Origin of the sequence: Nocardia sp. NPDC050175 (assembly GCF_044459885.1) — a bacterium.
Lineage (GTDB): Bacteria > Actinomycetota > Actinomycetes > Mycobacteriales > Mycobacteriaceae > Nocardia.
On record NZ_JBITJI010000003.1, the window covers coordinates 519210 to 544164 of the forward strand.

At 68.2% G+C, this 24955-nt stretch carries 19 protein-coding genes and 2 pseudogenes; 14 read left to right on the forward strand and 7 right to left on the reverse strand.

Annotated features, from left to right (window positions below):
* Positions 1-37: 37 nt before the first annotated feature.
* From ruvX to ACIBK2_RS13375, 4 genes and pseudogenes are all read left to right on the forward strand, one after another.
* Positions 38-574 (forward strand): annotated as a pseudogene (gene ruvX / locus ACIBK2_RS13360) (Holliday junction resolvase RuvX); the annotation flags it as partial.
* A complete protein-coding gene (gene mltG, locus ACIBK2_RS13365; protein ID WP_396966810.1) occupies positions 571-2103 on the forward strand; it encodes an endolytic transglycosylase MltG in 1533 nt (510 codons plus the stop codon). The pseudogene ruvX and the gene mltG, both read left to right, overlap by 4 nt.
* Positions 2093-2920, forward strand: a complete 828-nt coding sequence (locus ACIBK2_RS13370; RefSeq protein WP_396966812.1) for a shikimate dehydrogenase — start codon at positions 2093-2095, stop codon at positions 2918-2920. The genes mltG and ACIBK2_RS13370 overlap by 11 nt, the downstream gene beginning before the upstream one ends.
* A gap of 48 nt (positions 2921-2968) precedes the next feature.
* On the forward strand, positions 2969-3427 hold the full coding sequence (locus tag ACIBK2_RS13375; protein WP_396966814.1) for a B-4DMT family transporter: 459 nt from the start codon (positions 2969-2971) through the stop codon (positions 3425-3427).
* A 290-nt stretch (positions 3428-3717) separates the two neighbouring features.
* On the opposite strand, the gene aroB is transcribed toward ACIBK2_RS13375, so the two are convergent.
* The 4 genes and pseudogenes from aroB to ACIBK2_RS13395 all read right to left on the reverse strand — a co-directional run bounded on the left by aroB (position 3718) and on the right by ACIBK2_RS13395 (position 7794).
* Entirely contained in the window at positions 3718-4836 is a 1119-nt protein-coding gene (gene aroB, locus ACIBK2_RS13380; protein ID WP_396966816.1) for a 3-dehydroquinate synthase, read from the reverse strand.
* Between the two features lie 572 nt (positions 4837-5408).
* A pseudogene (locus ACIBK2_RS13385) lies at positions 5409-5927 on the reverse strand (shikimate kinase); the annotation flags it as partial.
* Positions 5924-7135: a chorismate synthase gene (gene aroC / locus ACIBK2_RS13390; protein ID WP_396967224.1), complete on the reverse strand. Its 1212-nt coding sequence runs from the start codon at positions 7133-7135 to the stop codon at positions 5924-5926. The gene aroC and the pseudogene ACIBK2_RS13385, both read right to left, overlap by 4 nt.
* 191 nt (positions 7136-7326) lie before the next feature.
* Positions 7327-7794 (reverse strand): prepilin peptidase, encoded by a 468-nt coding sequence (locus ACIBK2_RS13395; RefSeq protein WP_396966818.1) that lies wholly within the window; start codon positions 7792-7794, stop codon positions 7327-7329.
* 233 nt (positions 7795-8027) lie between these two features.
* On the opposite strand from ACIBK2_RS13395, the gene ACIBK2_RS13400 reads away from it, so the two are divergent.
* The 7 genes from ACIBK2_RS13400 (at position 8028) to ACIBK2_RS13430 (ending at position 13462) form a co-directional block, all read left to right on the forward strand.
* Positions 8028-9155 carry a M24 family metallopeptidase gene (locus ACIBK2_RS13400; protein ID WP_396966820.1) on the forward strand — a complete coding sequence of 376 codons (1128 nt, stop codon included), beginning with the start codon at positions 8028-8030 and terminating at the stop codon, positions 9153-9155.
* A 47-nt stretch (positions 9156-9202) separates the two neighbouring features.
* Positions 9203-9766 carry an elongation factor P gene (gene efp, locus ACIBK2_RS13405; protein ID WP_396966822.1) on the forward strand — a complete coding sequence of 188 codons (564 nt, stop codon included), beginning with the start codon at positions 9203-9205 and terminating at the stop codon, positions 9764-9766.
* 31 nt (positions 9767-9797) lie between these two features.
* Entirely contained in the window at positions 9798-10304 is a 507-nt protein-coding gene (gene nusB / locus ACIBK2_RS13410) for a transcription antitermination factor NusB (RefSeq protein ID WP_357391976.1), read from the forward strand.
* Positions 10301-10564 carry a YciI family protein gene (locus tag ACIBK2_RS13415; protein WP_379287485.1) on the forward strand — a complete coding sequence of 88 codons (264 nt, stop codon included), beginning with the start codon at positions 10301-10303 and terminating at the stop codon, positions 10562-10564. Before nusB ends, ACIBK2_RS13415 begins: the two co-directional genes overlap by 4 nt.
* Before the next feature lie 464 nt (positions 10565-11028).
* A complete protein-coding gene (locus ACIBK2_RS13420) occupies positions 11029-11919 on the forward strand; it encodes a hypothetical protein (RefSeq protein ID WP_396966825.1) in 891 nt (296 codons plus the stop codon).
* On the forward strand, positions 11919-12605 hold the full coding sequence (locus ACIBK2_RS13425) for a hypothetical protein (RefSeq protein ID WP_396966827.1): 687 nt from the start codon (positions 11919-11921) through the stop codon (positions 12603-12605). The genes ACIBK2_RS13420 and ACIBK2_RS13425 overlap by 1 nt, the downstream gene beginning before the upstream one ends.
* Positions 12587-13462 (forward strand): inositol monophosphatase family protein, encoded by an 876-nt coding sequence (locus ACIBK2_RS13430; RefSeq protein ID WP_396966829.1) that lies wholly within the window; start codon positions 12587-12589, stop codon positions 13460-13462. Before ACIBK2_RS13425 ends, ACIBK2_RS13430 begins: the two co-directional genes overlap by 19 nt.
* Positions 13463-13483: 21 nt before the next feature.
* Here ACIBK2_RS13430 and ACIBK2_RS13435 read toward each other — a convergent pair whose 3' ends face one another.
* Together ACIBK2_RS13435 and ACIBK2_RS13440 are read right to left on the reverse strand one after the other, a co-directional pair.
* The gene (locus tag ACIBK2_RS13435; protein WP_396966831.1) at positions 13484-13963 is read right to left on the reverse strand and encodes a Clp protease N-terminal domain-containing protein; all 480 of its coding nucleotides are present in this window, start codon (positions 13961-13963) and stop codon (positions 13484-13486) included.
* Positions 13964-13989: 26 nt separating this feature from the next.
* Complete coding sequence (locus ACIBK2_RS13440) at positions 13990-15246, reverse strand: SLC13 family permease (protein WP_396966833.1); 1257 nt, start codon at positions 15244-15246, stop codon at positions 13990-13992.
* A 27-nt stretch (positions 15247-15273) separates the two neighbouring features.
* On the opposite strand from ACIBK2_RS13440, the gene ACIBK2_RS13445 reads away from it, so the two are divergent.
* The 3 genes from ACIBK2_RS13445 to ACIBK2_RS13455 all read left to right on the forward strand — a co-directional run bounded on the left by ACIBK2_RS13445 (position 15274) and on the right by ACIBK2_RS13455 (position 23067).
* Positions 15274-21015, forward strand: coding sequence for a TIR domain-containing protein (locus tag ACIBK2_RS13445; RefSeq protein WP_396966835.1), 5742 nt, complete (start codon positions 15274-15276; stop codon positions 21013-21015).
* Positions 21016-21096: 81 nt separating this feature from the next.
* Positions 21097-21657 carry a DUF4334 domain-containing protein gene (locus tag ACIBK2_RS13450; protein ID WP_396966837.1) on the forward strand — a complete coding sequence of 187 codons (561 nt, stop codon included), beginning with the start codon at positions 21097-21099 and terminating at the stop codon, positions 21655-21657.
* Positions 21658-21828: 171 nt separating this feature from the next.
* On the forward strand, positions 21829-23067 hold the full coding sequence (locus tag ACIBK2_RS13455) for an FAD-dependent oxidoreductase (protein ID WP_396966838.1): 1239 nt from the start codon (positions 21829-21831) through the stop codon (positions 23065-23067).
* A gap of 872 nt (positions 23068-23939) precedes the next feature.
* Here ACIBK2_RS13455 and ACIBK2_RS13460 read toward each other — a convergent pair.
* A complete protein-coding gene (locus tag ACIBK2_RS13460; protein ID WP_396966840.1) occupies positions 23940-24923 on the reverse strand; it encodes a zinc-binding alcohol dehydrogenase family protein in 984 nt (327 codons plus the stop codon).
* Positions 24924-24955: the final 32 nt, after the last annotated feature.

Here is a 24955-nt window from a genome sequence, read left to right on the forward strand (position 1 = left end):
TGCCGACCGGCCCAACTCCGACAGTTCCGGAAGGTCGGCGTCGCACAGTGCCGACCGGCCCCACCCTGACTCAGATCCGGGGCGCGGCAGGCGAATTGCCGTCGATGTCGGCAGTGTCCGGATCGGTGTCGCGTCCAGCGACCCCGACGGCGTCCTCGCCACGCCCGTGGAAACCGTGCCGCGCGCGAAGCCGAACAAGCGCTCGGTCGGGCCCGCGCCCGATATCGCAAGAATTGCTGAAATTGTGCGGGAGTACGAGGCAGTCGAGGTGATCGTCGGCCTGCCGCGAACATTGCGCGGGGAGAAGGGCGCTGCCGCTACCATTGCCACCGCATTCGCCGAGCAGTTGCGGGTCGCCGTGTCGCCGGTGCCTATACGACTTTCCGACGAACGTTTGACTACGGTGTCAGCTGCACGTGCATTGCGGGACAGTGGAGTTCGCGCGCGTGGCCAGCGGCAAGTGATCGATCAGGCGGCGGCCGTCTCGATCCTGCAAGGATGGTTGGACGAACGGAGTGCGGTGTTGAGGTCGGTTGAAGCGGTGCGTCATGCGTCGTCCGAGGACGACGCATGACGGATCGATGGGCGCGGGCCGAGGAACGGTACCGACAGCGCGAAGCTGATCGGCGTTACCGGCGTGACGACCGAGCCTGGGGTGGGCAGAACAGCAGAGACAACCGGGGCAAGACGAACCGCGTGGTCGGCCGGGAGCAGGACGACTGGGACGACTACGACGACGACACCACCGTCATCCCGCGCTACACCGACGAGATGGACGACCAGCCGCCGCCTGCGCCGGCCCCCCGCCCGCGTGAGCGACGCGACGCACCGCGCCCGCGCGTCGGCCGCCGGGAAGCGGTAGCGCGCGACGATGACGAGCCCGAAGAGCGGCGCCGGTCGAAGGGCCCGCAGCGCGGCAGGCGCTCCAGGGCCGCCTCGCGTAAAGCCAAAGAGCGCAAGCGTCGTCGCCGTACCCTGTGGCTCGTCGCGGGTGTCTTCGTGCTGTTGTTCGCCGGTGCCGCGGTGTTCGCGGGCATGAAGCTGATCAAGTCGCTCGGCAGTCCCGAGGATTTCGCCACCGGATCGCCGGGACCGCTCGTCGTGGTGCAGGTGCACGACGGGGACGCCTCGGAGCAGATCGCCGCGACGATGAAGGAACGTGGCGTCGTCGCGAGCACGGGCGCGTTCTTCCAAGCGGCCGTGCGGAATTCGAACATGAACACGGTGCAGCCGGGCTTCTACGCGCTGCCGAGCCACATTCCCGCCGCGCAGGCGGTAACCGGATTGCTCGGCAAGCAGGCCCGCGTCGGAAACCTGGTCATTCCCGAGGGGAAGCTGCTGCACGACCAGACCGAGGTGGGCACCAGCAGGCGCACCGACGGCATCTACCGCATGATGGCGGCGGCCAGCTGCGTCGGCACCGGCCCGAACCAGAAGTGCGCGACCTACGAACAACTCGATGCCGCGGGCGCGAGCCTCGATCTGGCCGCGCTCGGTGTGCCCGCCTGGGCCGCGCAGGGCGTGAAGGACTGCCCGGACCGGACCAGGCAGCTGGAGGGCCTGATCGCCGCGGGCACTATCGATTTCGACCCGAGCGGCACGCCGGAGCAGATGCTGCGGCAGGTCGTCACGGCCAGCGCCAAGAGCTATGAATCCACCGGGTTGTTACAGTCCGGCGGCGAGACCAAGCTGACGCCGTACCAGACGCTGATCGCCGCGTCGCTCGTCGAACGCGAGGCCAAGCCGCAGGACATGGGCAAGGTCGCGCGAGTGATCGTGAACCGGCTCCGGGTCCCGCAGATGCTGCAGTTCGACTCGACGGTGAACTACGCGCTGGACCGCACCGAGGTGCAGACCACCGACGCCGACCGCGCCGCGGAGACGCCGTGGAACACCTACGCGAAAATCGGCCTGCCCGCGACACCGATCGCCGCACCGTCGCTGAACGCGTTGCGCGCCATGGAGAATCCGGAACCGGGGTCGTGGTTGTACTTCGTGACCGTCGACAAGCAGGGCACGACGCTGTTCACCGACGACTACAAGCAGCACCAGCGCTACATCCAGCAGGCCCAGGCGAGCGGAATCCTGGACAGTGGCCGCTGAACGCAAAGCGGCGGTGCTTGGCAAGCCGATCGCGCACTCCCGCTCGCCACAGCTGCACCTGGCCGCCTATCGCGCGCTCGGGCTCGACTGGAGCTACGAGCGCATCGAATGCACGGCCGAGCAGCTGCCCGGGCTGGTCCACGGGCTCGGACCGGAATGGGTCGGGCTGTCGGTGACCATGCCGGGCAAGGAGGCCGCGCTGGCGTACGCGGCTGAACGCACCGAGCGGGCGGTGCTGGTCGGCTCGGCCAACACGCTCGTCCGGCGTGACGGCGGCTGGCTGGCCGACTGCACCGACGTGGACGGGGTGCTCGGCGCGCTGCGCGGCGGTGGAGTCGTCGACCTCGACGAGGCCGTCGTGCTCGGTGCCGGTGGGACCGCGCGGCCCGCGTTGCTCGCGTTGTCCGAACTCGGTGCGAAGACGGTCACCGTGATCGCCCGGGATGCCGGACGGGCAAGCAGCGCTTTGGATCTCGCCGAGCGGCTCGGCATGAACGCGGCGGTGACCAGCTTCGACCCGGCCGCACTCGCCGGACTCTGCGAGCGGGCGGGTGCCGTGGTCAGCACGATTCCGGCCGAGGCCGCCGCGGTGGTCGCCGACGCGGTCGCGACGGCCCCCGTGGTGCTCGACGCGATCTACAACCCGTGGCCGACGCCGCTGGCCGAGGCGGTGTCGGGCGCTGGGCACACGGTGATCAGTGGTCTGCAGATGTTGCTGAACCAGGCGTATGGGCAAGTCGAACTGTTCACCGGCCGCCCGGCGCCGCGCACGGAAATGGCGGCGGCGCTGGATGAAGCTCGTCAGTCCGGAAACTGATACCGGTTCTAGTTTGGTTCGGCGATGCGCAGGGTTATGGTGGTGCGCATGAATGCTTGGGTGTTGCGGGCGATCGTGCTCGGCGCGCTGGTCGTGCTGCTGCGTGCCGTGCTCGGGTTCGCCATGGTGAACTGGCCGACCCACGGGGTCTGGATGCGGATGTTCTGCCTGGTCGTCCTCGTGGTCGCCGTCCTGTACTGGGGCGTGCTGGACGGACGCAAGGACCGCTCGGCCCAACCCGACCCGGAACGCGGCACCGACCTGACCCTGCTGTGGCTCGAGGCCGCGGCGGCAGGCGGCCTCGGCAGCGGCCTCGGCGCCTGGATCATCGACTGGCTGCCCAAGTTCGACCTCGGCGACAACGGCCTCCTCTTCGAACTCACCGCAGGCGCCGCGTTCATAGTCCTGCTGATCTTCATCCCCGCCCTCGTGGGCGTCGGCGTCGGCCGGATCCTGGCCGACCGCACCCACAACAAGCAGTCGACACCGGTACACACCCCGGCCTGACGCATAAGAAACGGCGCACTCCGCTCATGGAGTGCGCCGTTTGCGGTCTGCTCCCGAACCCTTCCGCCGCGCTGCGATCCACCAGTCCGCGCACGAATCCGCGTCCCGCGCATGAAATTGTCAGCAAATTCGTGCGCGGCCAGCGAGTTCGTGCGCGGCCCAAAAAGCGGCCGAGCTGCGCACGACCTGACGCACCGCGCATGATCTGGCGTGCTGCGCACGGATCCGCGTGCTGCGCATGAAATCGTCAGCGATGTTGTGCGCAGCGGGCGAATCGGTGCGCGGGGTGGTTACAGCAGGATGCCGGTGCTCGGGGTGCCTTCGCGGAGGATGGCGGAGTAGGCAGCGGCGAGGAGGGTGGGGTCGGGGCCCTCCAGGCGGCCGGGTTTGGCGAGGCCGTCGAGGACGACGAAGCGTAGGACGCCGGAGCGGGTTTTCTTGTCGGTTTGCATGGTGTCGAGGAGTTGGGGGAGGGCGTCGGCGTCGTAAGTTGTTGGCAGGCCGACGCTTTCCAGGATGGCGCGGTGGCGGTCGGCGGTGGTGTCGTCGAGGCGGCCGGCCAGGCGGCCGAGTTCGGCGGCGAAGACGAGGCCGACGGAGACAGCCGCGCCGTGGCGCCAGCGGTAGCGCTCGCGGCGCTCGATCGCGTGGCCGAGGGTGTGGCCGTAGTTGAGGATCTCGCGGAGGCTGGCCTCCTTGAGATCGGCGGCGACCACGTCGGCCTTCACCTGGATCGCGCGCCGGATCAGCTCGGGCAGCACGTCGCCGGTGGGGTCGAGGGCGGCCTGCGGGTCGCGTTCGACCAGGTCGAGGATCACCGGGTCGGCGATGAAACCGGCCTTGATGATCTCGGCCATGCCCGCCACGATCTCGTTGCGCGGCACGGTTTCCAGCGTGGCCAGGTCGACGAGCACGGCGGCCGGCTCGTGGAAGCAGCCGACCAGGTTCTTGCCCGCCTCGGTGTTGATGCCGGTCTTGCCGCCGACGGCCGCGTCGACCATGGCCAGCAGCGTGGTCGGCACGTGCACGATCTGCACGCCGCGCATCCAGGTGGCGGCCACGAAACCGGCCAGGTCGGTGGCGGCGCCGCCACCGAGGCTCACCACAACGTCGTTGCGGGTCAAGCCGATTCGGCCGAGTACCTCCCAGCAGAAGCCGGCGACGGCGAGTTCTTTGCCCGCCTCGGCATCGGGGATCTCGATGCGGTGGGCGTCGAGTCCGCTGTCGGCCAACGCCTTCCGCACCGCCTCGGCGGTCTCGGCGAGCGGTGGCTGGTGGAAGATCGCGACCGAGCGCACGCCGCTCGTGGCGCCGTTGACCGCCTCGACGAGCTCACCGAGCAAACCGCGACCGATGATCACCGGATACGGATTTGCGGTACGAACTTCGAGACGATTCGGCTCTGTCACGACGGCTGCTCCGATTCTGTTGATGCTTCTTGGTTTTTGCGAGCGCGTACGCGGGCACGGCGGGCACGGGCACGCCTGGCCCGGCCGCTGGATCGCGAACTCTTGCTTGGTTCTTCCGTGCCGTCCGGCTGGGCTGTTCCGTCGGCCTCGCCCTGTGCGGCCGCTTCCTGTGCGGCCGCGCGACGAGCGCGCCAGCTCCGGCCGGTCGAGCTCGAACCGTCAGCGGACTTCGCCGCAGTTCCGTCGGCCGCAGACTCGTCGGCTGTTGAGCCGTCAGCCGAGGGCTTGTCGGTGTGGGCTGCCTCGGCACGACGTGCGCGCCAGCTTCGCCCACTCGCATTCGCGGCGGCCTTCCCCGCCGGAATCGACTCGCCGGATGCTTCGGCCGATTCCTGCGCGGCCGCCGCTCGGCGCGCGGCGGCACGTGCCCGCGCCCGACGCCGGGCCCGAGATCGGCTGCTGCCCTGTGGTGTTCCGCCGTTCTCACTCGCGGTGGTCGTCGGCTGAGTGGTCTCGGGCAGATCCGTGCAGTCGACGTCTGTTCCGTTGCCGGGATCACTGGGTTCGACGCCGAGTTTGGCCAGCACCATTTTGACGACGCGGCCGGGACTGCGACCGTCGGTGCGCACCCGGACCGAGGCGACCTCGCGGTACAGCGGGCGACGCTTGCGCATCAGCTCGCGGTACTTGGCGGCCGGATCGGCGCCGTTGAGCAGCGGCCGGTTGGTGCTCGCCCCGGTGCGACGGAGTCCTTCGCCCACACTGATTTCCAGGTAGACGACAGTGCGGTTGCGCAGCAGCGCCCTGGTGTCCTGGGACAGCACGGCACCGCCGCCGAGCGAGACGACGCCGCGCTCGGCGAGGATCGCGCGGCGCACCACCCGCTCTTCGATCTTGCGGAATTCGGGTTCGCCGTCGGTGGCGAAGATTTCGGGAATGGTGCGACCGGTCTCGCGCTCGATGCCCGCGTCGGTGTCGTAGAGCTCGACGCCGAGTTCCTTGGCGAGCTTGCGGCCGATCGTCGTTTTCCCCGCGCCCGGCGGTCCGACCAGCACCACGCGCGGCGCGCGCGGATCGGTCTGCACGATCATGGCGTGCTGGCGTCAGCGGGCGCGTTGTGCGGGCGGTCGCTGATCCGCTTGACGTAGCTGGTGATGTTGCCCAGGGTCTCGCCGAGCGAGTCGCCACCGAACTTCTCCAGCGCGGCCTGCGCGACGACCAGCGCGACCATGGACTCGGCGACCACGCCCGCGGCGGGCACGGCACACACGTCCGAACGCTGGTGGATGGCGACGGCTTCCTCGCCGGTGGTCATGTCGACGGTCGCGAGTGCGCGCGGCACCGTCGAGATCGGCTTCATCGCGGCGCGCACCCGCAGCGCTTCGCCGTTGGTCATGCCGCCCTCCAGGCCGCCGGCCCGGTTGGTGGAACGCAGCACGCCGTCGGTGCCGGGCTTCATCTCGTCGTGCGCCTGGCTGCCGCGGCGGCGCGCGGTCTCGAAACCGTCACCGACCTCGACGCCCTTGATGGCCTGAATGCCCATGAGCGCACCCGCGAGTCGCGAATCGAGCCGGTTCTCGCCGCTGGTGAACGAGCCGAGCCCGACCGGAAGTCCGTCGATGACCACCTCGACGACGCCGCCGAGGGTGTCGCCGTCCTTCTTGGCGGCTTCGATCTCGGCGATCATCGCGGCCTCGGCGTCCTTGTCGAACGAACGCACCGGGCTCTCATCGATGGCGGCCAGGTCTGCGGCGGTCGGCACCACACCCGTGATGTTCTGCGCGGTGCCGATCGACACGACGTGCGAGATCACCTCGACGCCGAACGCCTGCCGCAGGAAGTTCCGTGCCACGGTGCCCGCCGCGACGCGTGCCGCGGTCTCCCTGGCGCTGGCGCGCTCGAGCACGTTGCGGGCGTCGTCGAAGCCGTACTTGAGCATGCCGGAGTAGTCGGCGTGCCCGGGGCGCGGCCGGGTGAGCGGGGCGTTGCGGGCCAGTTCGGCGAGCTCGTCCGGGTCGACCGGGTCGGCGGACATGACCGTCGTCCACTTCGGCCACTCGGAGTTGGCGATCTCGATGGCGACCGGGCCGCCCATGGTGCGGCCGTGCCGGACACCGCCGACGACGGTCACCTTGTCGGCCTCGAACTTCATCCTGGCGCCGCGGCCGTACCCTAGCCTGCGGCGCGCCAACTGCGCGGAGATCTCGTCGGACGTGACCTCGACACCGGCCACCATCCCCTCGAGGATGGTGACGAGAGCGGGACCGTGGGATTCTCCGGCAGTTATCCAGCGCAACACGTCGTCCATCTTCCCATGTCGGCGCGGCTGCTCCGGCATGCGGCCCGCAGTGATGGCGGGCACGTTCGACGCGCCACCGCCCGCGCGCACCCGCTCGTGTACCGCGCGTAGCCCACGACGATGGCCGAACGCGCGCCACATCGGACCCTCCGCAGGCTGCGCCTCGCCCGCGACGACGGCACCCGCGCGACTCATCCAGCACCCGCACTGGCCAGTGCGCATACCGTCGCAAGACACATCGCAGGCCCATGCGGCACCGCGATTCGCCGGGACGCGTCGGGCGAGTCAGACGGCGCGCGGATTCGATGTAGCCCGAGCACGGCAACTCCGGCGCACGCCGTGAGCAACGGCGCGGCCAGTGCTGACCACACCCAGGCCGGTCCACCGCCGAGCGCTGCCGCCGCGCCCAAGCCGACGGCGAGCTTCACATCTCCGGCACCGAAGGTGGCGGGAAGGACCAGGTGTACCAGCAGATATGGCACTGCGAGTAGGACGGAACCGACAAAAGCGGCTGTGTATTGAGCTGTGGACAAGGCGTATGCGAACACCGCGAGCGCACCCCATCCGGTGAGTGAATTCGGCAACCGGCGCTGCCGAAAATCGATGACGCTCAACACAACACACCACGCGAGGAGGGCGGCGAAGGCAACTTTCGGCATGCCGTCCACTCTTGTCCGATCGTGGCGCGAGACAACCCCGCTTCACCCGAATGTGGATAGCTTCCCGAGATGTGAACAACCGCTCTCCGCATGCCGTCCGGTACGGAAAACGGCCAGCGCCAACGGCATTCCGCCGCAGTCGCCAAGATCACCACCGCGAGGTCGGCGTAGTGGCAGCGGCCAGTACACGTGTTGTATGCGGAGATACGGCGTGTCGGCGGTAGCTTTGAACCATGTGTGCTGATCACGCGGGCCATAGACCCGACTACGCCGCGCGGCGTGGCGCGCTGCGGAGTCTGCTGGTGGAAAACGGGGTAGACGCCCTGCTGGTCACCGACCTGGTGAATCTCAGGTACCTGACCGGATTCACCGGATCCAACGCGGCGCTACTCGTGCATTCCTGGGACATGCGCAGCGCCGAGGACCGCACGGTCATCTGCACCGACGGCCGCTACCAGACCCAGGTCGCCGAGCAGGTCCCGGACCTGCGGGCCGAGATCGCCAAGGCCACCGCCCGCCGGATCATCGAACTGGCCGGCGAATGGCAGCTCGGCCGGATCGGCTACGAGAGCCACATCGTCACCGTCGACCAGCACCGCGGCTTCATCGAGCAGTGCACCGGACTCGAGTTCGTCGCCACCCCCGGCCTGGTCGAGCAGCTCCGCATGGTCAAGGACGCCTACGAGATCGCCCAGCTCACGGCCGCCTGCGCGGCGGGCGACGCCGGTCTCGCCACCCTGCTCGAGCGCGGGCTGCTGCGCCCGGGCCGCACCGAAAAGCAGGTCGCCAGAGACCTGGAATGGGCCATGTTCGAACACGGCGCCGACGCGGTGTCCTTCGATACCATCGTCGCCGCAGGCGTGAATTCGGCTGTCCCACATCATCGGCCGACCGACGCCGTGCTCGCCACAGGCGATTTCGTGAAACTCGACTTCGGCGCGCTGATCGGCGGCTACCACTCGGACATGACCCGCACCCTCGTGCTCGGCAAGCCCAGCGACTGGCAACGTGAGGTATACGCGCTGGTCGAGGCCTCGCAGCGGGCCGGACGCGAGGCACTGCGACCCGGCGTCAAGGTCGACGAAGTGGACGCGGCCTCGCGGTCGGTAATCGAGGCCGCCGGACACGGCAAACTGTTCGTGCACGGCCTCGGACACGGGGTAGGACTGCAGATCCACGAAGCGCCGGGCATCGCCAAAAACGGAACCGGTACACTTCTTGCTGGCGTGGCGGTGACCGTCGAACCCGGTGTGTACTTTCCCGGCCGCGGCGGGGTCCGGATCGAGGACACGCTCGTGGTGCGCGAAGGGGGCCCGGAGTTGCTCACCAACACCAGCAAAGACCTGACCGTCGTCGAATGACGTCGGTTCACCAACATGTTGTTTACGAACTAGGAGATCCGAGGACAGTGGCGGACACCAGCGACTTCAAGAACGGCCTTGTGCTGAAAATCGACAATCAGCTGCAGCAGATTATCGAATTCCAGCACGTCAAGCCGGGCAAGGGTCCCGCGTTCGTGCGGACCAAGCTGAAGAACGTGCTGTCCGGCAAGGTCGTCGACAAGACGTTCAACGCGGGCGTCAAGGTGGAGACCGCGACGGTCGACCGCCGCGACATGACCTACCTGTACCACGACGGCTCGGACTTCGTCTTCATGGACGGCGCCACCTTCGACCAGATCTCCATCTCCGAGGCGACCATCGGCCCCAGCGCGCGCTTCCTGCTGGAGAACATGACCGCGCAGGTCGCCACGCACGAGGGCGCGCCGCTCTACGTCGAGCTCCCGGTCACCGTCGAGCTCGAGGTGCAGCACACCGACATCGGCCTGCAGGGCGACCGCTCCACCGGCGGCACCAAGCCGGCCACCCTGGAGACCGGCGCCGAGGTGCAGGTCCCGCTGTTCATCAACACCGGCGACAAGCTGCGCATCGATTCGCGTGACGGCAGCTACCTCGGCCGAGTCAACGCCTGATCGCCCTGCCTCGACTGAGATAATGGTGACTGTGGCTGAACAGCCGGTAGACAAGAAGTCCTTCAAGAAGCTCGGCACGCGGCACAAAGCCCGCCGCCGGGCCGTCGACCTGCTCTTCGAAGCGGAAGCCCGCGACGTGGACCCGGCCGACCTGCTCGACGAGCGGGTCGAGCTGGCCACCCGTGATCAGGCCGTCGCGCCGGTGCACGCCTACACCCACACGCTGGTCGAGGGTGTCGCCGACGACCTCGATCGGGTGGACGGCACCATCGAGTCCTACCTCAAGGACTGGGAGCTGTCCCGGCTGCCCGCCGTCGACCGCGCCATCCTGCGCATCGCGGTGTGGGAGTTGTTCCACGCCAACGATGTTCCGCCGGTCGTCGCGGTGGACGAGGCGGTGGAGCTGGCCAAGGAGCTGTCCACCGACGACTCCCCGTCGTTCGTGAACGGCGTGCTCGGTCAGGTGGTGCTGATCGCGCCGCAGGTCCGCGCCGCCGCGGCCGCCACCCGCGTGTCGCGCCCGGAGGCCGACGCGTGAAGAAGTACCTGGTGCTGGCGATGCGCACACCGCGCTTCGATACCGCCGTGCTCCAGCCGCACAAGGATTTCCTGCAGCAGCTGAGCGAGCGCGGTCAACTGGTGGAGAGTGCGCGTTTCACCGACGGCACCGGCGGGGCGTACTTCATCGCCGCCGAAAACCTGGATGCCGCACGGGAACTCGCGTTCGCCGATCCGGTGCACACCACCGGCTCGTCGGAAGTCACCGTCTACGAGTGGGAATCCACCACCCCGAACTGAGCTCAACCCAGCCGCCCACCTTCTGACGTCAGAAGGTGGGCGGCTGTTTCGTCGTGATTCCGCAGGCGAGGCACACGCACGCTTTCTGATTTCCGGCACCGAGATTCGCATGCGATTTCCGGTGCGGGAAATCAAGAACCGTGCGGCGGGGGCCCTTTGCGCTCCCGCCGGGGGTGTACGGGACCGGCGGGAGCGGGATGCCGAGGCATCCGGGCTTGCTGCCGCCGAGGGGTGCTCGACGACCGGTTCCCATCGTGGTTCCTGAACCGCACTCGAGGTCAAGCGCGTGAAGTGTGGGCTGGACCACGGTCGCGAGCAGGGCGGCCGCACTGCCAAGCGTTCCGACCGGACTCGTGCATTCGCACCCGCAAGCACGTCAAGCCGTTGGCGCGCACGACTTCTGGTTTCCTTCGCTTCCGCCGTCCGGCTGCCTCTATCCTGGGGAGAACAGAGGGGAGGGCTGCATGGCGCGGTTGCTGATCTGGTTGCGTAACAACGTCGATGGTTTCGTCGCGCTGGTGCTCGCCGTGACCGTCGGTCTGCTCACGGTCATGGACGTGATCCCCGTCGACAACGTGAACGCGGCGGTGCTGCTCGTCCTCGCGTTGCTCGCGACCACGCTGCTGCGCGACCGGCATCTGTCGGCCAAGGCGATGCGCGACGCGAATTCGGTGCAGCTGCTGTACGGGCCCGAGATCGGCCACGCGCACACCGTCGCCCGACGCGGCACCGAGCAGTGGATCTTCAAGGGCGGCACCGGAACTTACATCCGGGCGGTGACGCTGCGCGAATGCGTGGAGAACGCGCGACGCGAACAGCGCCCGCTGCGCATGCAGCTGGAGATCCTCGACCCGGCCAACGAAGTGCTGTGCAAGACCTACGCCCAGTTCCGTTCCTCGCTCTCGCCCGAGGCCGATCGCACCGGCGAGCTGTGGACCACCGAACGCACCCGCAAGGAAGCGTTCGCCACCGTGTTGGCCGCCTGCTGGTACCGGCAGCGGTTCACCTTCCTGACCATCGACGTCGGTTTGTCGACGGTGATGACGACGTTCCGCTGGGACCTGTCGTCCAGTTGCGTCATTGTCACGCAGGACAATCCGAACACCCCGGCGCTGATGTTCGAGCGGGGCAAGCCGTATTACCGCGATTTCAACCGTGAACTGGTCGCCAGCTTCAAGCAGACTCGTCAGGTCCCGTTGAGCCGCAGCGAGGAGCTGCCGCTGTCCGACGAGCCGACCGTAGACCAGGTGCGTAGCCTGTTCCAGCTGCTCTCGCTGGAGCTACCGGCCGCGTTCACCGATCGCGACGTCGCGGATATCGTGCGTCGCGCGCTCCAACCGAGGAACCCGTATTAGTGAATGAATACGCTCGCCTGCGCACGCTGATCGGCTCCGATAACACCGGGGCCGCGGTGCGAAGGTGGGCCCGCGACGTGCTCGCGGGTGTCGTCGACGGAAGTTCGGACCTGCTCGCGGTCCGACATCCGTTGGGCTTCTTGTGTTTTCCCGCTTGGCGCGGTGACGGTTTCGGCATCTGCGTGCATGTCTGGACCGAAGGAGTGCGCGCCGAACCGACTACGTCCAAGATGCACGCGCACAGCTGGGACCTGCTCAGTACCGTGCTGTACGGCACCGTCGGCAACGAGATCATCGAAATCCTCAGCGCCCCAGCGCAGCCCACCCATCGCCTGTTCGAGATCCAGAGTGCGGCGGACGGCGACCTGGTGCACGCGACGCAACGCCTGGTCACCTACCGGACTCGCTCCCGCGAGGACTTCCACACGGGCGAGGTGTATACGCTGCCCCACGGTGCGTTCCACGTGTCCGACGTGCACTGCGAGGCGGCGACCGTCGTCCTCGGCGAGGACAACCGTGGCCGCCCCGATCTCTCGCTCGGCACGCTCGCCACCACCGATCACTGGGTGCACCGAACGGTGTGCACCGCCAACGAAACCCGACGTGCGGCGCACACCGTGCTCGCCAATCTGCAGGACCAACCCCTGCCGAAGCAACTGGAGAACCGATGCGAGCGGGCGACGTGATGAACCAGGTCCTGCCGGACACGCTGCTCGACCTGGCGGCCGGTGTCGCCGTCGCCGCGGCCGTCGAGGCGGGCCACGCGATCCGCTCCGGGCTGCTCGAGGCGCTGACCATCAGCACCAAGGACCCGACCGGTGACGTGGTCACCGACCTGGACTTGCTGGCCGAAGAGATCATCCTGCGCCACATTCGCCGCGCCTTCCCCGAGCACGGCATCCTCGCCGAGGAATCCGGTGTCGTCGACAACGCCGACGACGCCTGGTGCTGGGTGATCGACCCGCTCGACGGCACCAACAATATCGCCATCGGCCTGCCGGTCTGCACCGTCGGTATCGCGCTGTGCCACAACGGAACACCCGTCCTCGGCGTCGTACACGAACCGATCGCCGACCGCACCTGGACCGCCATCCGCGGCCGCGGCGCGCACGGCCCGAACGGGCCGCTGTGGCATCCGGCGCACCGCCCCGCCGCTTCCGCTCCCGTCCTCGCCTGGCTGCAGGGCTACCCGGTCACCCGCGCCGATCCCACGGCCCGCGCCCTGCGCCTCACCCTCGAATCGGCCTCGCGCCGGCTGATCCAACTCTGGTCGCCCCTGCTGTGCTGGGTCATGCTGAGCAACGGCGACATCGACGGCTTCGTCGGCTACCGAGCAGGCCTGATCGATCTCCCCGCGGGCGCGCTCCTTGCCCGCGAATCCGGCATGCACATCACCGACTTCCACGGCACCACCCTCGATGAGCGCCTCGAATTACCCACCGGCGAAGTGGATTTCATCGCAGGCAGCTCCGAGATGATGTCCGACCTCACGCTATTGGTGAAGTCCGCCGCGGAAGTGACCGTCACCGGTCTACCCGGCTGACTGCGGGGTTCGTCGAATCGTTCAGCGGGGCTGACTATCTCGGAGAGATTCCAGCAACGTCTCAGCGATGTTGTCCGGATCCAAGCCCAGCTTGCGCAGGTGCTGGGTCGGCACCGCGTCCGGGTCGGACAGGATGGCGAGCATCAGGTGTTCGACGCCGACGTAGTCGTGGCCTTGTGCTCTGGCGATGTCGGGGGCGGCATCGAGGATCCGCACTAGGCGCGGGGTTCGGGTGAGTCCGTCGTCGGGGCGCTGATCGGTCAGGTGCTGGTCGATGTGAAGACGGTCGGCCTCGTTGGCGGGTACGACCAGTACGTGTTCGTCGGGTTCGCGGCCGCCGTGAAATTCCAAGCCCGCCACGGTTATTCGTGCGCCGGTGACCGAGTCGTACAGGACGTCGCCCGCCTCGATGACGCCGGCGGCCAGGCGGCCCGCCACCATCACTACGCCGCGTCCGCTGATGTCGAACACGTTTGTCACGGTGAAGTCGACGTTGACCATTGGTGATTCCCCCTCCGAAACTGCTGCTATCCGATGATAAGCAGCGCCGCGACCGCGCCGGTAGTGCCGATCACGGCGAGTCCGAGACCGGTCAGGACGAAGCGGAGCATGGGCACGCGGACGTTGTGGGTGCGGCAGAACTCCAGGCAGAGCAGGGTGGCGAGGGAGGCCCACGGCGTGACGATCGGGGCGATATTGGTGCCGATGAGCAAGGCCAGTAGCTGGTTGTGGTTTTCAGGCGGCACGACCGCCTCGCCCGCGGTGTAGGCGGGGAGATTGTTGGCGATATTGGACAGGGTCGCGCCCGCGCCTGCCGCGCGGAAGGCACCCGCCGCGCCGGAGTCGGATCCGATCAACGTGTGCATCAGATCGGAGAGTCCGAGGCGGCCGAGCGTGGGGACCACCAGGAACAGTCCGACGACGAAAACCAAGAGCCGCCAGGGGATCAGCGAAAACCGCAGCGACGCACGGTCGACGACGGCGAAGGCGGCCACCGCGATGGCGGCGGCGATGGTCGCCGCGATGCCGATGCTGTTGCCGACGAACGGAATCGCGACGATGAACAGCAGGCAGGCGGCCGCCGTGGTGTACAGCAGCACCCGTTCCTTCGCGTTCGCCGGCCGGACCGGCTCCGGCGGCAGGTAGCGGTCGGTATCGCGGCGCCCGCGCCGCCAATACCAGAGCCACAGGCACAGCATCGTCGCGGTCACCGAAACGAGCTGGGGCGCCCACATTTTCGCGGCGAACCCGGTCGCCGTCAGCGCGACCCGGTTCGCGGCAAGCAGATTGGTGAGATTGGAGACCGGGAGCAGCAGGCTGGCGGTATTGGCCAGCCAGACGGTGGTCATGGCCAGCGGCAGCGGCGGGATGCGCGCCGGTATCGCCAGCGCGAGCATCACCGGGGTGATCAGCACGGCCGTGGTGTCGAGGTTCAACAGGATCGTGGTGGCCGACGCGAACAGCACGCACAGCACGAACAGCGCCGGGTAGTAACCCCGCCCGAGGATGGCGAGCCGGTGCGCGATCACGTCGAACACCTTGGCCTGGCGGGTGAGTTCGGCCAGCACGATCACGCTGCCGAGGAACAGCAGCAGCGGGCCGATGCGGCGCATGTTGTCGGCCGCCTCGTGCCGCGGCAATAGCCCGGTGAGCACGCACAACAGTCCGGCGAGCAGCAGCCCGATCCGGACCCAGTCCAGCACGCTCAAGCCCCAGCGCGGGCGTGACGGCGCCGCCGTGGCGTTTCGTTCGGAGGAGTCGACCTGTTCGGGCACGCCTGCCATGCTATTGGCCTAGGCCATACTGGGGGCGTGACACAGCAGGGCGGGCGGGCGCGGGACTTCTTCATCAGTTACTCCCCAGCGGATGAGCGGTGGGCCACCTGGCTGGCCTGGCAACTGGAAAGCGCCGGCTATCGCACCCTGATCCAGGCCTGGGACTTCGTGCCCGGCACCAACTTCATCGACTTCATGGATCGCGGCGTGCGCGATTCGGCGGTCGTGCTCGCGGTGCTCTCCGACAACTATCTCCAATCGCGTTACGGGACAATGGAATGGCAGGCCGCGTTCCGCACCGATCCCGGCAAGCTGCTGCCGATCCGTATCGCGGACTGTGCGCTGGAGGGCCTGCTCGCTACTCTTACCTACATCGATCTGGTCGATGTGCCGACCGATGAGCAGGCTCGTCGCATCCTGATGGAGCGGGTCCGGCACCTCCTCGCGGGCCGGGGGAAACCGCAGCACGAACCCCGGTTCCCGAACGAACTCGGCACCGCCGCGTTACCGGACCGCTACACCGCCGAGGACGACGCGGGCCCGGTCGAGTCCCCGCTGAACCGGCGCACTCCCGTTGCGGCCCCGGCCTTTCCGGGCGGCGTGCACCGCGACGAGCACCGCTCCGGCGTCAGCGTGCTGCACGTGGCCGGTCCCCGCTTCGGCCGCGGTCTGTTCGCGCAGGACGAGCCGAGCACCGGCCGCGAACTGCAGTCGCGCATCTACGCGAACGTCACCCAGCTGGTCGACCAGGGCGTGCCGAAACCCGACATGATCGTGGTGACCGGCGATCTCACCGAATCCGGTCGCCCGCGCGAGGTCGACGAGGCGCTCACCTTCCTGACCGGGTTGCGCGTGCTGCTCGGACTCGAACCGGACCGGCTGATCGTGGTGCCTGGCAACCATGACGTCTCCAAGGTCGCCTGTCACGCCTATTTCCTGAATTGTGAAGCGCGCGAACGCAAGCCACAGCCGCCGTACTTCCCGAAGCTCGAGCAGTACGCGCGGTTGTTCGCCGAGTTGTACCAGGGCCTCGACCATCTCGTGTTCGACGTCGGCCAGCCGTGGACGCTGTTCCCGATCCCCGAATTGCGGGTGGTGGTAGCGGGTTTGAACTCGACCATGGCCGCGAGCCACCTGCCCGACGACGACTACGGCCGGATCGGCGAACCCCAGGCGGCCTGGTTCGCCGAGCGTCTGCGCCCGTTCGAGGAGAACGGCTGGCTGCGGCTGGGGGTGGTCCGGCACGACCCGCTGCCCGGTCCGGCCGCCTCGCCTCGCGATCCGGCGCTGCTGCGTGACGCGGACACGCTGTCGCGGCTGCTCGGCGGTCGGCTGAACCTGCTGCTGCACGGCCCGGGTCCCGGTGGGCCGCACCTGGATCGGCTGGACGGCAGGCTGCCCGTCATCCCCGCGGGGGCGGCGGGGCGCGACGAGATCATCCACCTGACCACCGAGGGGCTCGCCCGATATTCGGCCACCGCAACACATCCCGCGGATCCCACCGCGCGTCTGGCGTCGCCATGGGCCAATGCCGTTGCGGCACTTGCCTCGAACACGATGCCGGAGCTCACCGGCCCCGACGAGCCCATCACGGAAACCCCGGCCATCGTCGACCCGCACGGCCGTCTGCTCGAGCGCGTCGCCGAGGTGTGTGAAACCCGCTACCCGGAAGCCAAGATTCGGCGCGTCGAGACCGATCCGCCGCACCTGTTCATCACCCACCAGCGCGACGATGTGACCGCGCAGTGGCGGGTCGGCGTGCACGTCGGCGACATGACCAGGCAGGTGGTCGAGGAATTCCTCGGCAACGACCCGGAATACGGCTCCGAGCTCGTCTATCGCGGTGCGCCGCCGCCGCGTTCGCTGCGCGACGAGGCCGCGAGCCACGGCCTGCGGGTGCGCAGCTTCACCGAATTCCAGGGCCTGCTCGACCTGGACGACTACCTCGCCCAGCAGGTCGAGCGGCTGCGCACCGACCGTCGATACCCGCCTGATCTCTATGTGCCGCAACGTTTCCGGACGCTCGAACACGGCGATCAGCTGGTCCACGACGATCTCGTCGCCGAGCTGCTGCGCCTGGTCGCGGCGGATCACGGCCGATTCGTGCTGGTGCTCGGCGATTTCGGGCGCGGCAAGACCTTCGCGCTGCACGAATTGGCCCGCCGCATCACCGAAACCATGCCCGTGCTCATCCCGATCCTGATCGACCTGCGCACGCTGGACAAGACGCATTCGGTGGACGCCCTGGTCGCCGCCCACCTGGCCAACCACGGCGAGGACCGGATCGATCTGAAGGCGTTGCGCTACATGCTCCGTGAGGGTCGCGTGGTGCTGTTGTTCGACGGTTTCGACGAGCTCGTCACCCGGATCAGCTACGAGTTCGCCGCCGACCACCTGGAAACCCTGCTGCAGGCGGCGGTCGGCAAGGCGAAGATCATAGTCGCAAGCCGCACACAGCATTTCGAGTCGCGCGCGCAGGTGCTGACCGCGCTGGGGGAGCGGGTCGGGCTGCTGCAGGACCGGCAGATCCTCAATATCGAGGATTTCGCGCCCGCGCAGGTGCACGCCTTCCTCACCAACCGCTATGACGGCGACGTGCCGCGCGCGGACGCCAGGATGCGGCTGATCACCGGCATCGAGGACCTGCTCGGGCTGGCCCAGAATCCGCGCATGCTCAGCTTCATCGCCGATCTGGACGAGCGGCGGCTGCGGGCCGCGGCGGGCGCGCAGCAGGCCGTCGGCGCGGCCGGGCTGTATCGGGAGATCCTCGAATCCTGGCTGTCCTACGAGACGGGCCGGACCGCGGCGACCGCGGGCTCGCTGCCAGGCCTCGGCCTGAACGAATTGTGGCTTGCGGTCACCGAATTCGCGTTGCGCATCTGGGAGACCGGCGAGCCGTATCTGCGGTTGGCCGAATTGACCGAGGTGGCACAGAGTCTCGTGGAGATGACCGGCGCCAACCGGATGTCGGTGCAGCAGTCCGCGCACGCCATCGGGTCCGGCAGTCTGCTGGTGCGCACCGAGGACAATCTGTTCGGCTTCATCCACTCCTCGGTGCCGGAATGGCTTGTCGCGAACCACATTGCCGAGCAGTTCGCGGCCGGCGTCGCCGTACCGCCGCAGCTCTCGCATGCCCAGCTGTCGCAGCTGTCCATCGACTTCCTGTGTGACCTCGCCGATATCCGGGTCGCGCGTACCTGGGCCGACAGGGTGCTCGATGATCCGGTCGCCGACGAGGTCTCCCGTACCAACGCGATTCGGCTGACCACCCGCCTGCGGACCGCGCCGACCGCCGACCTGCGCGGCGCGATCCTGGTGGGTGAGGACCTGTCCTATCGCGACATGCAGCAGGTCGATCTGACCGGCGCGGATCTGACCGGCGCCCGCCTGGTCGGGGTGAACCTGGACCGGGCGATCCTGCGCGGCGCGCGGCTCGTCGGCGCCCGGCTGGACGAGGCGAGCCTGGTCGGCGCGGACCTGACCGAGGCCGATTTCACCAGGGCGCGGCTGGCCCGCACGGACCTGACCGGGTCGCTGGGAACCGGCAGCCGCTGGAACCGAGCGGCGCTGCTCGACGTCACCGGCACCCCGGCCGACACCGATCTGCTTGGCGCGGCGTGGGTGCCGGGTTCGGTGGCCAGGACCGAATTCGCCCCTGCCGCAATCGGCGTCAGGCACGGGTTCCACGCCAGGCACGGCCGGTTGCCGCAGCCGCTGGCCTACAGCCCTGACGGTGACACCCTGGCCATCGGCAGCGACGACGGCGGAGTGCTGATCTGCGACACCGAGACCGGGCTGCCGCTGCGCACCCTGCAGGGGCATCGCAACCGCTCGTTCGCGGTCGCCTACACCGATACCGTGCTGGTCAGCGGGTCCAGCGACGGCACCGTCGGCATCTGGGACGTGACGACCGGCGAGCTACGCCGAATCCTGCACGGGCACAGTGAATGGCCGTGGCCGGTGATGCTGAACCGCGCGGGTGATCTGCTGGCCACCGGCGACGCCGAGGGGATGCTGCGGCTCTGGTCGCTGCCCGACGGCGAGCTGCGGCACGAGTGCGCGCCCGCGGACGGCAGCCGGGAGCTGATCTTCAGCCTGGCTTTTCACGACGGCGTGGTCGCCGCTGCCTACCGCGACGGCAAGGTTCGGTTGTGGGATGTCGAAACCGGGCGCGAGCGTGGTGAATTCGTCGGTGCGACGGGCGCGGTGTTCCGTATCGCGTTCAATCCGGCGGGTGATCTGCTCGCGGTCGGCGATGTGCGCGGCATGGTCACGCTGTGGGATCCGGTGCGCTGCGAGGTGATTCGCCGGCTGCCCGGCCACACCGGGCGGGTGTACACGCTCGCCTTCCATCCGCGGCTGCCGCTGCTGGCCAGCGGCGATACCGATGGGGGACTGCGCATCTGGGATGTCGAGACCGGGCAGTCGACGCACGCGCCGTCCGATCACAACGCCGCCATCTACTGGGTGACCTTCGATCCGAGCGGCGATCTGCTCGCCTCCGGTGACAGCGCTGGTCTGCTCTGCCTGCGCGACAGCGCGACCGCCGAACTGCGGCATCGGATCACCGCGCACACCGGGTCGATCTGGCCGTTCGCCTTCCGGCCGGACGGAGGGCAGCTCGCCGTCACCGACGACCAATTCACCACGCGGCTCTGGGATCCCGTGTCCGGCGCAAGTAGGCACGTGCTCACCGGGCATGGCCGGCAGGTCAGGTCGGTGACATTCAATACCGATGGCACGCTGCTGGCGACCGGTGGCAACGACGGTGTCGTGCGGCTCTGGGATCCGGTGACGGTCAAGCAGATTCGGCGGCTGGTGGGTAGTGAAGACCGGCTGGTGACCTTCGAATCGGCGCTGTTCAGTCGCAAGCAGCCGCAACAGCTCGGGGTGGTCGGCAACGACGGCAGGCTCAGCTTGCTCAACCTCGACACCGGCCTGTTCCAGCGGCACATCAATGTCGAGGCCGCGCCCGTCTGGGCGATCGCCTTCGACCCGAGCGACCAGTACGTGGCCACCGCGAACGATGACGACACGGTGATCATCTGGTCACGGACCACCGGGGCACTGCACATGGTGTGCGCGGAGCATCACGGGCGGGTGCGGTCGATCGCGTTCGACGCCGACGGCACGTTGATGGCCACCGGCTGCGACGATTCCGTGGTGCGGCTGTGGGATGTCGAATCCGGCAGGTTGTTGCGTGAGCTGAAGGGCCACAGTGACCGGGTGTACGGGGTGGTTTTTCACGGAGACCGGCTGGCCAGCGTCTCGTGGGACATGACGGTGCGCATCTGGGACGTGAACTCCGGTGCCGGCCTGCACGAGCTGACCAGGCACACCGGGCGGCTGTGGGCGGCAGCGGTCGATCCGCAGAGCGGTTTGTTGGCCACCGGTGGCGAGGATCTGGTGGTTCGCCTGTGGGACATGGCAACTGGGCGTCATCTGCACACGATGGAGGGACACAAGCGGCAGGTGTGGTCGCTGGCGTTCCATCCGTCCGGACGGTTACTGGCCAGCGGTGGCGACGATGGGAATGCGATCCTGTGGGCCGTGCCCGGTGGTGATTACCCGGACACGGAGACCGCGCCGACCATTCGCGCGGAACTGCTCGGGCTGTCGGAGGGGTGGGCGGCGCTCGCGCCGGACGGGCGATACAAGTTCGAAGGCAATACCGCGGGACAGTTCTGGCATGTGATCGGCATGTCGCGGTTCGAGTCCGGTGAGCTGGATCCGTATCTGCCGGAGGTGCGGCAGCTGCCGTTGGACGCGGCCTTCTGAGTGCGGCCAGCCGGGCCGGTGGCGGCTATGACAGAGCGATAGTGTCATTGGTGCAACGTTGCCGTAGTGAGGAGACCGGACATGGCCGAGACGAAGGGGACGGGAGCAGCCGAATTGGCGGCGCTTCGAGCCCACCGCTGCACCGCTGAGCAGGCGTTGGCGTTGTTCGACAGCCTGCCTGCGGTCCCGTTCGCCGAGATCACCACCGGGCGCTGGCGCGGCGATGAGCTCGATACCGGGCACGCGCTGGCCGGTGTGCTGGTCGCGTCGGGGTGGTACGGCAAGCAGTTCGATGACGCGGACACCGTGCATCCGCTGTTGTTCGCGGCCGACGGCGTCGTCTTTCCGGTCGATCCGCGCCGGGTGCCGCTCGGGCTGGCCGGACGGATACCGATGGCGGGGGTGCGGGCGAGTAAGAAGGCGCTCGGGTACCTTCGCTTCGCGTTCCAAACTCACAGGCCGACAGCGCGTTTGCGGAATGTGGAGTATCGCGGCGTGGTCAGTGCCGCGATGATCTACGACCACTTGCCGATCGTCGATCACTTCCGGCGGGTCGATGAGCGGACCCTGCTCGGCGTGATGGATATGCGTGGGATGAGCGAGCCGTATTTCTTCATCCTGCAGCAGGACGTCGCCGCCTGATCAAGAGCACTTGACGGCGGGATTCGCGCCGTCGATCGTGGTCCGCCCTGGATTGCGCACCGTGACAACCCATCTCGGCATTCGATCCATCCCGCAAAGAATTCACCAAGCGTAGAATTTGTGCAGCAGGCGTTACCTTGCGGCGATGCGATGACCGAGGAGGGAAAGTCGATGGAACAGACGACATGCCTAGTGGTCGGGGGCGGCCCAGCCGGGATGATCCTCGGACTGTTGCTGGCCCGAGCCGGCGTCGACGTGACCGTCCTGGAGAAACACAAGGACTTCCTGCGCGACTTCCGCGGTGACACCGTCCATCCCACCACCCTCGACCTGCTCGACGAGCTCGGGCTCGGTGCGGAATTCGCGAAACTGCCTGCGCGCAAACTGGATCAGATACAACTGGCGACCGCCAACGGGCTACAGACCTTCGCCTCGCTGCAACACCTGCCGGGCAAGCACAAGTACATCGCCATGGTGCCGCAGTGGGACCTGCTCGACCTGCTGGCGCGGGCCGCCGACGCGGAGCCCGGCTTCCACCTGCGGATGAATACCGAAGCGACCGACCTGGTTCGGACCGACGGCACGGTCACCGGCGTCAGCTATCGGACCGTCGACGGTAGTACCGGGGAGATCCGCGCCGACCTCACCGTCGCCTGCGACGGACGTGATTCGGTGCTGCGCGCCGCGGCGGGCCTCGCGTCGCAGAGCTGGCCGACGCCGATGGACGTGTGGTGGTTCCGCTTGCCGCGCACCGAGATCGACCCCGCGGGCGCCGTCCCGGTCGTCACGCCGCATCGGGCCGCGGTGCTCCTCGACCGCGGCGACTACTGGCAATGCGCCACCCTCATCGGCAAGGGCACCGACGAGGTGGCCCGGCGCGGTCCGGTCGACGACATCATGCGCACCATGTCCGACTCGGTGCCCTGGCTGAAGGACCGTGTCGACGCGCTCACCAGCTGGGACGAGGTCAAACTCCTCGACGTCCAGCTCGACCGCCTGAACACCTGGCACACCGACGGACTGCTGTGTATCGGCGACGCCGCGCACGCCATGTCTCCCGTCGGCGGCGTCGGCATCAACCTCGCCGTCCAAGACGCCGTCGCGGCCGCGAGAATCCTTGCCGCGCCGTTGCTTTCGAAGACCGTCAGCACCCGCGACCTGGCCAAGGTCCAACGTCGCCGCACCCTGCCGACCGTGGTAACTCAAGGCATGCAACGCTTCCTGCACGCCCGGGTGATCCGCCCTGCCCTCGACGGCGGCATCAACATCGCCGGCTCACCCCGGGCACCGCTCCCGGTCCGCATCCTCCGCAAAATCCCCGTAATCCGCAGCATCCCACCCTTCCTGGTCGCCCGAGGCATCCGCCCCGAACACGCCCCAGGCTTCGCCCGCCGCACCACCCCCACCTAACTCACCGCGCACCAGTTCCCCTGCCGCGCACGATTCAGCTGGCAATTTCGTGCGCGGCTCGAGATTCGTTGCGCGGCACCACGTTTGCCCGCGCTGTCGCTGCTGCGCTCCTGATCGGTGCCGCCGCGCCCGTGGTGTTGGTGCGCCGCGCACATGTCGTCGTGCTGCGCACGATTCAGTCGGCGATTTCGTGCGCAGCCCGCGAATTGTCGCGCGGCACTGTGTCTGCACCGGGGCCGCGCCGCGCAGGGCCGCGCCGCGCCGTGCAGTGCCGGGCTGGCACTGTGTTCTGACTCCGCGGGCGTACTCGGGAGCTGGCGCGCATTGGTTGTCTCGCTGCGCACGATTCAGTCGGCGATTTCGTGCGCGGCGCGCGAATTGTCGCGCGGCACTGTGTCTGCGCCAGGGCTGAGCTGGGCCGTGTTGTGCTGGGCTGAGCAGGGACGGCGCTGTGTTCTGGCTCTGCGGCCGTACTCGGGAGCTGGCGCGCATTGGTTGTCTCGCTGCGCATGAATCAGTCGGCGATTTCGTGCGCGGCGCGCGAATTGTCGCGCGGCACTGTGTCTGCGCCAGGGCTGAGCTGGGCCGGGCTGGCGCTGTGTTCTGGCTCTGTGGCGTACTCGGGAGCTGGCGCGCACTTGTTGTCTCGCTGCGCACGAATCAGTCGGCGAATTCGTGCTCGGCGCGACAATCGGTGCGCGGCGGCGTTATGTGCCGACTAGGCCTGCGCAATTTTCCGCTTGCCCGCAGTGAATGCGACCGCGCCGGGCCGTCGCGCGCGTCTTGTGTTGCTGCGTGCGTTTCAGTTGGCAATTTTGTGCGCTCGATGAGAATTTGCGCGCGGCGACGTGTCCGGCCGGGTGTTGGTGCGGCTACGACGCAGGGTGCGGCTGGAGGATGTACTTGCCCAACGGCGCGCGGTTTTCGATGAGGTGGTGGGCGTGGGCGGCTTGGTCGAGGGGGAGGACTGCTTCGATCAGTGGGGCTAAGCCTCCGGTGGCGGCGCGGTGCAGGGTTGTGGTGCGGGCGTTGGCTACTCGGGACAGCCAGTCGGGGCCTGCGCAGCCGGTGAGGGTTAGGCCTCGGGTGATCAGGTCGGTGGCGGTCAGTTGGGCGGGGGTGCCGGAAAGCCAGCCGTAGCTGAGCATTCGGCCGCGCAGCGGTGTCATGGTGTCGAGGAGGTCGAGGGCGGCGGGGCCGCCGATGGAGTCGAAGACTACGTCCAGGGTTGTGCCGCTGAGGGTTTCGCGTAGGCGGGTGGGCCATTCGGGGTCGTTGTGGTCGATTACTTCGTCGGCGCCGAGCTTGCGTGCCTGTTCGGCCTTGGTGGGGCCGCCCGCTGTGGCGATGATGCGGGCCGCGCCGTACTCCTTGGCGAGTTGGGTGAGGTAGCTGCCGATACCTGTTGCGGCGGCTTCGATCAGCACTGTTTCGGTGCTGGCGAGGGCGGCGGTTTCCAATAGGGGGAGGGCCACCGAGCCGCTCATCAGGACCGCGGCCGCATCGACCGAGGACAAGCTATCCGGGATCAGGGTCACGGAATTGGCTGGTGCGCTGACGAATTCGGCGTAGGAGCCGAAACCCATGGTGGCCACTGTCACTCGGCGGCCGATCAGTGCGGGATCCACATCCGCGCCCACCTCGATCACCACACCGGCAGCTTGGAAACCGAAGACCAGCGGCGGCTCGACACCGAGCGGGAACTCGCCGGAGCGCAGCTTGGTTTCCGGGAACAGGACCGGGATCGCCTCGGCTCGGATCACGACGTCACCGGGGCCTGCCTGCGGCGTCGGGACCTCCTGGAGGACCAGCACCTCAGGGCCGCCGGTTCCCGTCATTACGATTGCCTTCACCATGAACTCCATAAATTGACTATTGGTCCATTTGC